This is a genomic window from aff. Roholtiella sp. LEGE 12411 (assembly GCF_015206995.1).
Classification (GTDB): domain Bacteria; phylum Cyanobacteriota; class Cyanobacteriia; order Cyanobacteriales; family Nostocaceae; genus Komarekiella.
Genome location: NZ_JADEXR010000171.1, coordinates 1 through 12,566, shown reverse-complemented (window position 1 = coordinate 12,566; position 12,566 = coordinate 1). Strand labels below are relative to the sequence as shown.

The 12,566-nt window shown below is 44.0% G+C and carries 10 protein-coding genes; 6 read left to right on the top strand and 4 right to left on the bottom strand.

Annotated features, from left to right (window positions below):
* Positions 1-440 precede the first annotated feature (440 nt).
* The 6 genes from rppA to IQ246_RS25180 all read left to right on the top strand — a co-directional run bounded on the left by rppA (position 441) and on the right by IQ246_RS25180 (position 6,771).
* Positions 441-1,115, top strand: a complete 675-nt coding sequence (gene rppA / locus IQ246_RS25205) for a two-component system response regulator RppA (protein ID WP_194006059.1) — start codon at positions 441-443, stop codon at positions 1,113-1,115.
* Between the two features lie 603 nt (positions 1,116-1,718).
* Positions 1,719-2,126 carry a DNA-binding protein gene (locus IQ246_RS25200; protein ID WP_194006058.1) on the top strand — a complete coding sequence of 136 codons (408 nt, stop codon included), beginning with the start codon at positions 1,719-1,721 and terminating at the stop codon, positions 2,124-2,126.
* A 112-nt stretch (positions 2,127-2,238) separates the two neighbouring features.
* The gene (locus tag IQ246_RS25195) at positions 2,239-3,597 is read left to right on the top strand and encodes an amino acid permease (RefSeq protein WP_194006057.1); all 1,359 of its coding nucleotides are present in this window, start codon (positions 2,239-2,241) and stop codon (positions 3,595-3,597) included.
* Positions 3,598-3,702: 105 nt separating this feature from the next.
* Entirely contained in the window at positions 3,703-4,353 is a 651-nt protein-coding gene (locus tag IQ246_RS25190) for a class I SAM-dependent methyltransferase (protein WP_194006056.1), read from the top strand.
* A 144-nt stretch (positions 4,354-4,497) separates the two neighbouring features.
* A complete protein-coding gene (locus IQ246_RS25185; RefSeq protein ID WP_194006055.1) occupies positions 4,498-5,307 on the top strand; it encodes a glucose 1-dehydrogenase in 810 nt (269 codons plus the stop codon).
* A 60-nt stretch (positions 5,308-5,367) separates the two neighbouring features.
* Positions 5,368-6,771, top strand: a complete 1,404-nt coding sequence (locus IQ246_RS25180; protein WP_194006054.1) for a glycoside hydrolase 100 family protein — start codon at positions 5,368-5,370, stop codon at positions 6,769-6,771.
* Between the two features lie 95 nt (positions 6,772-6,866).
* On the opposite strand, the gene recG is transcribed toward IQ246_RS25180, so the two are convergent.
* The 4 genes from recG to rpsB all read right to left on the bottom strand — a co-directional run bounded on the left by recG (position 6,867) and on the right by rpsB (position 12,398).
* Positions 6,867-9,347 (bottom strand): ATP-dependent DNA helicase RecG, encoded by a 2,481-nt coding sequence (gene recG, locus IQ246_RS25175; protein ID WP_194006053.1) that lies wholly within the window; start codon positions 9,345-9,347, stop codon positions 6,867-6,869.
* Positions 9,348-9,425: 78 nt separating this feature from the next.
* Entirely contained in the window at positions 9,426-10,265 is an 840-nt protein-coding gene (locus IQ246_RS25170; protein ID WP_194006052.1) for a hypothetical protein, read from the bottom strand.
* 237 nt (positions 10,266-10,502) lie between these two features.
* Complete coding sequence (tsf, locus tag IQ246_RS25165) at positions 10,503-11,447, bottom strand: translation elongation factor Ts (RefSeq protein WP_194006051.1); 945 nt, start codon at positions 11,445-11,447, stop codon at positions 10,503-10,505.
* Between the two features lie 156 nt (positions 11,448-11,603).
* A complete protein-coding gene (gene rpsB, locus IQ246_RS25160; RefSeq protein ID WP_194006050.1) occupies positions 11,604-12,398 on the bottom strand; it encodes a 30S ribosomal protein S2 in 795 nt (264 codons plus the stop codon).
* Positions 12,399-12,566 lie beyond the last annotated feature (168 nt).

Sequence of the window (12,566 nt, the reverse complement as noted above, 5' to 3'; positions counted from 1 at the left end):
GAATGGGGAATGGGGAATGGGGAAGAAGTAATAAAGCTGAATTGTTTTCAAAAATCAAATATTAGTCCTATGGCTAGATAAGGATTTTAGTTTATTTCAAGGATGTGATTTGGTAATTTATGAAAACCCCAAATTATCGGGTTTGCTAAATCATTGTCGAATCCACTGTAATTAATTAGAGGTTTAAGGCATCGCAGCCTAGATCGTCAGTAAGAAACATCTTGTTCTTAAATTTGCTCTCTATCTAGAGTAATATCATGAGCTAATTTGTTATGTCCAAAATTTAGGATAGTAGTATTTTTCCCTAAGATTAAGATACGATTTCGGCAGATTTAAAAGCATTATAATCTTCTAATTCGTTGAAAATCTCACTGCTGGAAGAAGCATTACTGAGTCAGATATTCTACTCTAAATGTTAGAAAAAACAAGATAAGTTAATGATGCGAATACTTTTGGTAGAAGACGATCTGGCACAATTAGAGCCTATACAAACAGCATTGTCGCAAGCTGGACATATTGTAGATGGTGTAGAAAATGGGGCGATCGCTCAGTGGGTTATCTCTCAAAGGGACTACGACCTATTGATTTTGGACTGGATGCTGCCGGAAATTAGCGGCTTGGATTTGTGTCGTCAATATCGGCAAGCCGGTAAAACAGCACCTATATTGATATTGACAGCAAAAGACACCACTATTGATAAAGTTACAGGTTTAGATGCTGGAGCAGATGATTATCTCGTCAAACCTACGGATGTGTTTGAGCTATTAGCAAGAGTGCGAGCATTAGGCAGGAGATCGCCCCAGTGGGAAGGTGAAATCCTCCAGCTTGCTGACTTGCAATTACACATTTCTACCCTAACAGTGGAACGGGGACAGGCGATTGTCGAGTTATCTGCACGTGAGTTTCAATTACTACAGTACATGATGCGCCATCCACGTCATGTTTTAAGCCGTGACCAAATAGAACAGGCATTATGGGAGTGGGGAAATGAACCAGAGAGTAATGCAATGACAACCCTAGTACGTCGTCTACGGCAACGGTTACAGTTAGTAAGTGCAGCAGACTGGATTGAAACTATCTATGGTATGGGCTATCGGATTAGTCCTAAGAATTAATTTTTTATTATTAATTGTGCATTTTTCATGTTCAAGTTTGATTCAAAATAAAAAATCTACTAAATGGTAGATGCAAAATCAGGCATAAGATAGAAGACAAAAATAATTTACCAGATTATGTGTAATCTTATTTTAATTTTGAATGCTTGAATGTCATTTTCACGTCACATTTATCTTCAATGATCAAGATATAGATAAAATTTAGTGCTCCCACCTCAAGCAAATAGATTACTGCTCTCTCAAATCTATTGCCTATAGACCACGTTCAAAAAACTTGTACCAACTTTCAGTTGTTGACCAATGCTTCACAAGGATTATTCATGCTTACTTATCCTATCCAGGACTTACGCAAGTGTCACAAAAAGCTCAATTTTAAGTTCGTAGTAAGGACTTTAGTCCTTACTACGAACTTAAAATAATATGCCAGTTGCGTAAGTCCTGGGATCAAGAGAAGTTTTTATCTACTGGATCTGACGACTGTAATAGTTGGTATGAGTGCATTTTCCGCCACTGCTGAAACATCAACGAATACTGCTAGGCGTTGGCTACAACTTCTAGGCTACGTATACCTATTAAACGATTAACACTGGAGAAGATTCATAAATGAATCAGCGATTATTAGTAAAATTAGCGATCGCAACAATGGCAGCCATAATACCTGTGCTGTCAATCTCTGAATTGGTGTTTGCCCAAACTACTAGAATTGTTGACTTACGACGCCCTAGAAGCATCAGCATAACTGGGCAAGTCGAAAGTATTGTGGGTAATAAATTCACCCTCAATGATGGCTCTGGGCAAATTATCGTCGATGCTGGGCCTCGTTGGTGGCGCGAACTCAGCCTTTCACAAGGTGAGAAAGTTACTGTCACAGGCGAATTAGAGAACAAAGGGGACGAATTCGACGCTTTTAGCATCACTCGTGCCAATGGCTCAACGATTCAAATTCGCTCTCCTGAAGGGCCGCCACCTTGGGCTGGTGGCCCAGGGCGAGGCCCGCAACCCAAAAAGTAGTGCTGAGTAGTGAGTTTCAAAGTCTGAATTATCCAGAGGAATAGTTTTCTGATGAAACAAAGCCAAGAGTTCCCACTCAGCACTCAACAGTCAAAACTAGTGAGGAGCCAATGTGGGTAGACGTAAAGACCACAGTTTACTTGATCAAAGATTGATAACGGAAGCAGCAGCACCTAAACCATCCCTAACCTTACCAGATGCGATCGCGCTGATTGTCGGTGTTGTGATCGGGGCAGGGATTTTTCAAACTCCCGCTCTGGTGGCAGCTCAAGCAGGTAGTGATATTGCTGTACTACTTTTCTGGCTACTCGGTGGTGTAGTGTCTCTCGTAGGAGCCTTGTGCTACGCAGAATTGGCGACGGCTTATCCCAATGTTGGAGGTGTTTACTATTACCTGAAGCGGGCTTTTGGCAGAGGAGTCGCCTTTTTATTTGCTTGGGCACGGATGACAGTGATTCAAACTGGTTCTATTGCTCTATTGGCATTTGTATTTGGTGACTATGCTTCTCAAATATGGCGGCTAGGCACGCTTTCGTCTTCTGTTTATGCAGCCATAGCGATCGCTCTTTTAACTGCTCTAAACATCATCGGTTTGCAGCAGGGTAAGTGGACACAAAACTTGCTGAGTGCGGCGAAAGTCCTGGGTTTGTTGCTGGTGGTAATTATTGGCCTGATGGCTGTCCCTAATGCTGCTGTCCCTGTAGAATCTGCATCATCAGGAACTTGGGGACTGGCAATGGTGTTTGTACTGCTGTCCTACGGTGGCTGGAACGAGGCAGCCTATATTTCAGCAGAAATCCAGAATAAACAGCGTAACATCGTGCGATCGCTGCTCTGGAGTATTGGCATAATCACCGCCATTTACCTGCTAATCAATCTGGCTTACCTGCGGGGACTAGGATTAGCAAACATGTCACAGTCAGAAGCCGTAGCCGCAGATTTAATGCGATCGCTTTGGGGCGCACCCGGAGCCTTGTTCATCAGTCTACTGATTGCAATTGCCACTTTAGGAGCAACCAACGCCACGATTTTCACCGGAGCGCGGACTAATTACGCTCTAGGACAGGATTTTTCACTATTCGGTTTTATGGGACGCTGGCAACAACGCCCCAGCACTCCTACTTATGCCTTACTATTGCAGGCAGCGATCGCCTTATTACTGGTTTTTTTAGGCACGTTCACCCGTAAAGGCTTTGAAACGATGGTGGATTACACTGCCCCAGTTTTTTGGTTTTTCTTCTTGCTTTCGGGCATATCGCTGCTGGTATTACGAAAGCGTGAACCCCAGATACTACGACCATTTCGTGTGCCATTTTATCCTTTAACTCCCTTGCTATTTTGTGCCGTATGTGGCTACTTGCTTTACTCCAGCTTGGTTTATACCGGCGTAGGGGCAATTGTTGGGGTTGTAGTTGTAGCCGCAGGTATTCCAATGCTGCTTTGGAATAACTATCGCCAAGGTAGGGCATGAAGTCAGGGGAGTGGGGGAGTGGGGGACAAGGAGAATAAATAACTACTGTCTCTTGACCCTTGACCCTTGACTTTTGACTATTAACAAAGACAAAGGAGAAAATTCATGGGCTTCAAAAAAATTCTGCTTTTACTGGTTACAACAGCTAGTGTTACCAGCTTAGGAGTTGCGGGATGTGCGACGCAACAGCGTGACTTTGAAGCAGGGGCACAAGTACCTACTTCGACGACGGCTCCGACGACTGAAACACCAGCTTCCACAACTCAACCTCAAGAACGCCCTGGCGATGTTCCCTATGTACCAACACCACAGCCAGTTGTAGATGCAATGTTGAAAGTGGCCAAAGTGGGCAAAAATGATGTGCTTTATGACCTTGGTAGTGGTGATGGGCGCATCGTGGTTACAGCCGCGCAAAAGTATGGTACACGCGGAACTGGTATAGATATTAACCCCGAACTCATTCAAGAAGCTAACGAAAATGCTAAGCAAGCAGGAGTAAGCGATCGCGTCCGGTTTGTTCAACAAGACTTGTTTAATACGGATTTTAGTGATGCAACGGTAGTCACACTCTACCTGTTGCCTGATATTAACCTCAAGCTCCGCCCCAAGCTATTGAAAGAACTCAAACCCGGTACTAGGATTGTCTCCCACGCTTTCGATATGGGTGATTGGAAACCACAGCAGACATTGAACGTAGAAGGAAAAACTATTTACTACTGGGTGGTTCCCGAAAAAGTGCCAGCGAATTTGCAATAGGGGCTAACGCTAAGTTGCATTGATGTTCTGAGCGTTAAAAGTTAGCGCTCAGAATTTTCTTCAAATAATTACAGATGCAATCATGACAAACTCTTAGCTTGTAACTAAATGCAAGTTAAAGCACAGACAGACGAGGGAACAAACATGATAGGATTAAAGGGCAAAAGCGCCCTAATTACAGGCGCAACGTCAGGTATTGGTCAAGCGATCGCTGTGAGACTTGCCCAAGAGGGGTGCAACATCGCTATTAATTACCGCAAAGACCCCCAAGCAGGGGTTGATACGGAAGAGATGGCAATGCAAAAAGCCTGCGGAAATATCGAAAATTGTGGTGTGAAGTCGCTTCTAGTCCAAGGAGATGTTTCTCAGGAATCAGACATTATTGAAATAGTCAACGCCGTGGTTGAGGAATTTGGCAGTGTAGATATTCTCGTCAACAATGCTGGTATTCAAACAGAATCTTCATCCCACGAAGTTACGACAGCAGACTTTGATCGGGTGATTGCGGTAAATCTCCGGGGTGCTTACCTATGTGCCCGTGAAACAATTAAACACCTCCTGTCGCAAAACCGTTCGGGGGTAATTATTAATGTTTCCAGCGTTCACGAAATTATTCCTCGACCAATGTATATCAGCTATTCAATTAGCAAAGGCGGTATGGAAAACCTGACCAAAAGCCTGGCGTTGGAATATGCTAACCGGGGTATTCGTGTAAACGCCATTGGGCCCGGAGCCACGATTACGCCCATCAATCAAGACTGGACAGATAACCCCGAAAAAAAGGCGATCGTGGAAAGTCACATTCCAATGGGGCGTGCAGGTACTTCCGAAGAAATGGCAGCAGTAGTAGCTTTTTTAGCTTCGGATGAAGCCGCTTACATCACTGGACAAACCTTGTTTGTAGACGGTGGACTAACTCTCTATGCTGACTTCCGAGAAGCTTGGTCAGCTTGAGATTTTGGCTGGCGTGCTTTCCACAATTGAACCGAGACTAGTAGTGGAATTAAACGCTTTATGACTCGCGCGATCAACAAGAACAATTTATTAGAAGCAGAAGCCTGGCAACTCCTAGAAAACTCTATAATTTATTACCACGGAAAACCCATTGGTAGCGTAGCCGCACACGATCCAGAGTCCAATGCACTCAATTATGACCAGTGCTTTCTCCGCGATTTTGTGCCTTCTGCCTTAGTTTTCCTCATGCATGGCAAAACAGAGATTGTCCGCAACTTTTTAATAGAAACACTCAAATTACAAAGCCATGAAAAGCAGATAGACTGCTTTGAACCGGGAGCCGGGTTAATGCCTGCAAGTTTTAAAGTAGTATGCAGTGGGAGTGAGGAATTTTTGATCGCTGATTTTGGTGAGCAGGCGATCGCTCGTGTTCCTCCAGTTGATTCTTGTATGTGGTGGATTCTGCTGCTACGGGCTTATGAAAAGGCCACAGGTGATTTAGCTCTAGCACGTCAGCCAGACTTTCAAGAAGGAATCAAGCTAATTCTAGATCTTTGCTTGGTACATCGGTTTTCCATGTACCCCACGATGTTAGTTCCCGATGGCGCGTTTATGATTGACCGTCGGATGGGAGTCTACGAACATCCTCTAGAAATTCAAGTGTTATTTTATGCGTCTCTCAGGGCTGCTAGTGAATTACTTTTGCCAGATGGAAATGGCGATCGCTATCTCCGCAACGTCACTCAGCGATTGGGAACTTTAAAATATCACATCCGTAACTATTACTGGTTAGACCTGAAGCGATTACGGGAAATTTATCGCTACAAAGGTGATGAGTTTGGTAAAGAAGTTGCCAATAAATTTAATATCTACTCACAATCAATACCTAGTTGGTTAACCGAATGGTTGCCCGAAAATGGAGGATATTTAGCGGGAAATCTGGGGCCGGGACGGATGGATTTTCGCTTTTTTGCCTTGGGAAATTTGATGGCAATTATATCTTCTTTAGCTAGCGAAGAAGAATCTCAAAGCATCATGAATTTGTTTGCTCAACGCTGGGAAGACTTAATTGGCTATATGCCTGTTAAAATCTGCTTTCCCGCTTTGGAAGGTTTAGAGTGGCAGATTGTTACAGGATGTGACCCCAAAAATATCCCTTGGTCTTATCATAACGGCGGTAACTGGCCTGTTTTACTTTGGTTATTCACTGCGGCGGCACAGAAAACAGGTCGGATAGAACTTGCTCAAGAAGCGATCGCCATTGCTGAAAGCCGTTTGTTTGAGGATCAATTTCCAGAATACTACGATGGTAATAATGGTCGGCTGATTGGTAAAGAAGCCCGGATTTATCAAACTTGGAGTATTGCTGGATTACTAGTAGCAAAACAGTTACTAGTAAACCCCGATTCGTTAGAATTAATCAGTTTTGCTGAAGGTCTTGAAGGGCCGGGATGTAGTTTATAGGGGCTAATTCGTAATTGGCTACGCCCCGTTACAAGGTAAAGTCTGCGTCTCGTAGAGAGCAAGCTTTCGGTGTGGGAGTATGTCACGTATCGACATCATGTCAAAATCGCCCCACCCATCAACCGCTCATACCGATACTTCAACTCTTCTTTCATTAAATACCAACGCTCTAAGGTTGCATCTATCTCTATTATCTTCTCCGCTGCTTGCCGCGCTAAAAGTAACACTTCCTCATCATCAACTAAACTCGCCAAGGTAAAATCTGGCACTCCCGATTGACGCGTTCCTAGTACTTGTCCGGGCCCACGAAAACGCATATCCATCTCAGAGATGAAAAAGCCATCTTGAGATTGTTCCAATACCTTCAGCCTTTGTTGAGCATCAGGACTTCTAGAACTACTCATCAACAAACAATAAGATTGAGCCGCGCCACGACCGACACGCCCCCGCAGTTGGTGCAGTTGCGACAAGCCAAATCGCTCCGCATTTTCAATGAGCATTACAGTTGCATTAGGCACGTCTACACCCACTTCAACAACCGTAGTCGAAACCAAAATTTGCGTCTGGTTGTCGCGGAATTTGGTAATTGCATCATCCTTCTCAGATGAACTCATGCGACCGTGTAACAGTCCCACTTGAAAGTCGGGAAAAACGCTTTCTTGTAACTTTTGATGCTCATCCACTGCCGATCGCAAATCCAATTTTTCTGATTCTTCTACCAGTGGTAAAATCACATAAACTTGTCTTCCTTGGACAATTTCCCGGCGGATGAGATCATAAGCATGGGTGCGTTCCTGACCTGATAGCACTGTTGTCTGAATCTTTTGCCGTCCTGGTGGTAACTCATCAATTTGGCTCACATCCAAATCCCCGTGTATCGTTAATGCCAGCGTTCGAGGAATAGGTGTAGCTGTCATAGTTAATACATGTGGTTGTTCACCTTTTTGCTGCAAACGTGCCCGCTGTTCCACCCCAAAGCGGTGCTGCTCATCAATTACCACCAAACCCAATTGCTGGAAATTGACAGGATCTTGAATCAAGGCGTGAGTTCCGACTAACAAGGGTAATTCACCTGTTCCTAGCTGGGCGTGAATTTGTCGCCGTTTGGTAGTTTTTGTAGAACCTGTCAGTAATTCTACGGGTAAATGTAGCAAGTTAAACCAGCTAACTAACTTGCGGTAATGCTGTTCTGCCAAAACCTCTGTGGGAGCCATTAGCGCCGCTTGGTAGCCAGATTGAATTGCTGCCAAAATAGCCAGCACGGCGACGACTGTTTTACCAGAACCGACATCGCCTTGCACCAGACGATTCATCGGCACGGGTTTTTGTAAGTCGTTAAGGATGTCGTTGATCACTCGTTGCTGTGCGCCGGTAAGTTGAAAAGGCAGTATTTCGTGGAATTTCTCTAAAAGTTGACCTTTTGGAGCGAGAATGGCGCTAGTTTGAATCGCCCTTGCTTGCTGCTGACGTTGTAGTAAACCGAGTTGCAGGTAGAAAAATTCATCAAAGACTAGGCGACGACGGGCAACTTGCAGACTGGCGCTATCGTTAGGAAAGTGGATATTAGCGATCGCGTCTTTCAATTCCATCAAATTATACTTCTGTCGCAAACCACTTGGCAGAGGGTCTTTCAGATGAGATGTAGCGGGTAAAACGGCTATTACCGCCTGTCGCACCATATTTGCTACTATCCCCTCGGTTAATGTATAAATTGGTACTATTCGCCCAATATTCAGCGACTCAATTGTATCTCCTGGATTTGCTAAAACTTCTAGTTCTGGATTATCCAGTGTCAAGCCGTATTTACTTTCTTTCACCAATCCACATGCCGCCACAATACTACCCACTGGGTAACGGCCTTTTAAACTTTCCTGCCAAGCGCGACTACTAAAACGCGTACCTGCGTAAAAACGGCCAATTTTGATTTGACCAGTGTTATCTTTCAGTATTAATTCTAAAATTGATAATTTCTTATTCTTTGGGCTAGTAAAACAATTGCAACGCTTCACTGTAGCTACTATTGTTACCGTCTCACCCCCCTGCAACTCGTGGATATTTACCTGATGTGCATAGTCAATGTGGTCGCGGGGGTAGTAGAAAAGCAGGTCGCGCACGCTGTACAAACCAAGACGTGCCAAATTATCAGCTTTTCTGATACCTATTTCCGGTAAGTCGCTAAGTTTTTGGTCAATTCTCGGAGCAAGCATCCGACTCAGCTCAACAACAGGAGATGTTGCATTAGAGATTTTGAATTTATTTATTCTCTTCTGCTCCTCTGCGTCTGTGCTGCTCTGCTGCTCCTGCTCCTGCTGTAGTTGATACAGATATCTACGAGTTTCTGCTAGTAAATGTTGTCTATCTTCCAGCCCCAGATTTGGATAGTTAGCAAATTGCGCCGCTAGTTCATGCCACCGACGACGTTCACTTAGAGGTAAGACTAGCGGAAATTTGCCAAAAGTCAGGCTGAGAAATTCACTGAAGCGGTATTGTTTGCCCAGCAAGTCAGTAAACCCATGTTCTGCCTCTACTGTCAAGGCTTTCTGCAATCGTATCCAGTCTGGTTTTTCATTAGTCATGAGTCATTAGTCAAGAGTCAAGAGTCAAGAGTCAAAAGTCAAGAGTCAATATTTGGACTATAGACTATGGACTATTGATTAATCTTCAAACCAGCTAGCACGCCATGCAGCTTCAGCTTCAGCAACGGATTTTTCACGCTGCCTTTTTTGATACTCCCGTCCTAGCTTACTTAGCTGAGCTAAGATGTTGCGGATCTGCCTGCGCTCAGATGAGAGTGCTGTATCAGCAAATTCAATTTCTCCTAGCCGCAAGTTAATAGCCATGATCTGTGTGAGGCTAGAATCTTCAGATTGCTGCTCATTTTCAATTTCAATTACTAAATTTAATAGGTTGGGTGGCCCCGGCATTACTTCAGCAGATGCTTCTGATGCCGCCGCTGCTGCTGCTAAAATCGGTTCCGGTAATTTTTTAGGTAATATCTCAGCTTTTTGTAATAAAAGGTTAGCATTATGCGAAAGATGTTTCAGTCTCTCTTGCGTGGCTTCCTCTAAGTTCTGTTGCCATTCTGCCAGTTCTATAGGATTAGAAAGGTCAGGAGAAGAGGAGGAGACAGAGGGATGAGATGAGGGTGGCAAAGAAGAATTACTTTGGTCTGCTTCCCCTGCTTCCCCTGCTTCCTCACCTTCCTCATTTGCCTCACTCTTAATAGAAGTGAGTAACTGTTCAGCTGCCTCTTGACTCAATTTGCGTATGGCTTGTTGTAATTGCTGCCGCTGACTCAATGACAAACTTAGGAAGTTTTCAGCATACCCTTGGGTACAGAGATGATAGATCGCCAGAATTAGCTGTTGTCGTACAGCTTGCCCCAAAGTTGTTAAATAAGTAGTATAAGCGCTTTGTAGTTCTAGGGCGATCGCACTGATTGCCTGTTTCAGCCCTGCAATATCCCGCTCAATTCGCTCAATTGCTCTTGCCATATCTTCTCGTTCTTGTCCAGATGAACCATTACATGGTACAAATGTACGAATTTATTATGAAATAATCATCCAGAGGTTTTTATATTTTAGATACAAGATATTAAAAATTAATCACCTCTGGCATACTTAGTACTAATAAAATACAGGTCAGCGTAATTCGCTTGACCTGTGCTTAAAAAGTTACTAGTCATTTGAACTAAGGACTAATGACTAATGACTAATGACTAATGACCAAAATTACTTAGTACCCATTTGTGCAGCAACTTCATCAGCAAAGTTACTTTCTTGCTTTTCAATGCCTTCGCCTAGAATATAACGGATAAAGCGATGCACTTGGATATCTTCGCCTAATTGAGCCTTCACTTGCTTCACCAAGTCTTCTACGGAAATACTCTGATCGCGAATATAAGGCTGATCCAGCAAAGTTAATTCTTTCAGGCGTTTTTCAATTCGTCCCTGAACAATCTTTTCTTTGATATTCTGTGGCTTGTTCGCCAAATCATCCCGCCCCATTTCTATGTCTTTCTCTCTTTGGGCGACTTCGGCGGGGATTTGGTCTACGTTCACATACTCAACATTTGGGCAAGCTGCAACTTGCATGGCGGTATTCCGTGCCAAGGTTTGGAACTCTTCTTTACCAGCCACTGACTCTGTTTGAGAATTCAACTCAACTAACACACCAACTCTACCGCCAGTGTGAATATAACTATCTACTCTACCTTGTGTGCCTTCTGGTAAGGCAAAGTTGATAAAGCGGCGCACTTGGATGTTTTCACCCAGGGTAGCAATAGTTTGCTTGATGAATTCTTCTACAGTTACATTTTTATCTTCAATGTAGGGTTGAGCCAATAAAGATTCAACACTATCAGTAGTCGCTGCTTGCTTAGCCAGGTTCTTAACTAGAGCTTTAAAAGCTTCGTTACGGGCAACAAAATCAGTTTGGCAGTTGATTTCTATGAGTACACCCACCCGGCCACCAGGCTGAATATAAGTGTCTACTAAACCTTCTGCCGCAATGCGATCGCTTTTTTTACCCGCAGAAGCAATGCCTTTTTTTCTTAACCAGTCTGCGGCTTGTTCTATGTCGCCATCAGTTTCTTTTAGCGCTTTCTTGCAGTCCATCATGCCTGCACCAGTTTTTTGGCGTAGCTCTTGGACGAGTTTTGCAGATATTTCCGCCATGTTGCCTCAATTCCTAACTTGACCTCGAGTTGTAATCGCTCACGGTTGTTGAGTATTTCTATCTTACTCAGCGCTGGGGGAGAAAAAGTGATGAAGTACAAAGGGTGAAGTATGAACTGTGAGCTTTTTGTCCTTCATCCTTCACCCTTGAGTTAATTATTCTTCCTCTTCGTCTGGAATTACGGTGTCAGTAGTATACTCGGTTTCGTCGTAGTCTTCGTCATACTCACCACCGTCATAATCTTCGTAATCCTCTTCTGGATCCAGTTGACCGTGACGACCTTCATAGATAGCGTCTGCCAATTTTCCGACTATCAGCTTAATCGACCTGATGGCGTCATCGTTAGCCGGGATGGGTATATCTACTACATCCGGGTCACAGTTTGTATCCAACATGGAAACGATGGGAATATTCAGTTTTTGGCATTCCTGAACTGCGTTATACTCCCGCCGTTGGTCTACGATCACCACGATATCGGGCACTTTCCGCATAGTTTTAATACCGCCCAAGTATTTCTGAAGCTTCGCCATTTCCCGACGCAGCATTGAGGCTTCTTTTTTCGGCAATAAATCTAGTGCTCCAGTTTCTTCCCGGCGTTCTAGATCTTTCAGGCGGTCTACCCGTGTTTTAATGGTTGCCCAGTTGGTCAGCATTCCACCTAACCAACGTTGGTTAATGTAGTGCGAACCACAACGGCTGGCTTCTTGGGCAATAATTCCGGCTGCTTGCCGCTTAGTGCCGACAAAAAGAAATTTCTTTCCTTGCTCAGCGTGCGATCGCATGTAGTTATAAGCATTATCCATCAATTGGGCAGTCTGCACCAAATCGATGATATGTACACCATTACGGGAAGTGTAAATGTAAGGAGACATTTTCGGGTTCCACCGCCGGGTTTGATGCCCAAAGTGAACGCCTGACTCCATCATTTGAGCCAATGAAACGACTGGCATATATTTTTGAACTCCTATTCGGGTTAAACCTCCACCCAGGCGTAGTTTCTAATTAGGAAACACCCGAATTCCTGGATGTGCGAGATTAGTTAACCATACTAGGCTAGCACATTTAGGAAGGCTACTGGAGATTGTGAGAAATTTTACCATACCCCATACCCCATGCCC

Excerpts from the sequence above, each read along its gene's own strand:
- rppA (WP_194006059.1), top strand. The coding sequence starts at position 441 with ATGCGAATACTTTTGGTAGAAGACGATCTGGCACAATTAGAGCCTATA.
- IQ246_RS25200 (WP_194006058.1), top strand. The coding sequence starts at position 1,719 with ATGAATCAGCGATTATTAGTAAAATTAGCGATCGCAACAATGGCAGCC.
- IQ246_RS25190 (WP_194006056.1), top strand. The coding sequence starts at position 3,703 with ATGGGCTTCAAAAAAATTCTGCTTTTACTGGTTACAACAGCTAGTGTT.
- IQ246_RS25185 (WP_194006055.1), top strand. The coding sequence starts at position 4,498 with ATGATAGGATTAAAGGGCAAAAGCGCCCTAATTACAGGCGCAACGTCA.
- IQ246_RS25180 (WP_194006054.1), top strand. The coding sequence starts at position 5,368 with ATGACTCGCGCGATCAACAAGAACAATTTATTAGAAGCAGAAGCCTGG.
- recG (WP_194006053.1), bottom strand. The coding sequence starts at position 9,347 with ATGACTAATGAAAAACCAGACTGGATACGATTGCAGAAAGCCTTGACA.
- IQ246_RS25170 (WP_194006052.1), bottom strand. The coding sequence starts at position 10,265 with ATGGCAAGAGCAATTGAGCGAATTGAGCGGGATATTGCAGGGCTGAAA.
- tsf (WP_194006051.1), bottom strand. The coding sequence starts at position 11,447 with ATGGCGGAAATATCTGCAAAACTCGTCCAAGAGCTACGCCAAAAAACT.
- rpsB (WP_194006050.1), bottom strand. The coding sequence starts at position 12,398 with ATGCCAGTCGTTTCATTGGCTCAAATGATGGAGTCAGGCGTTCACTTT.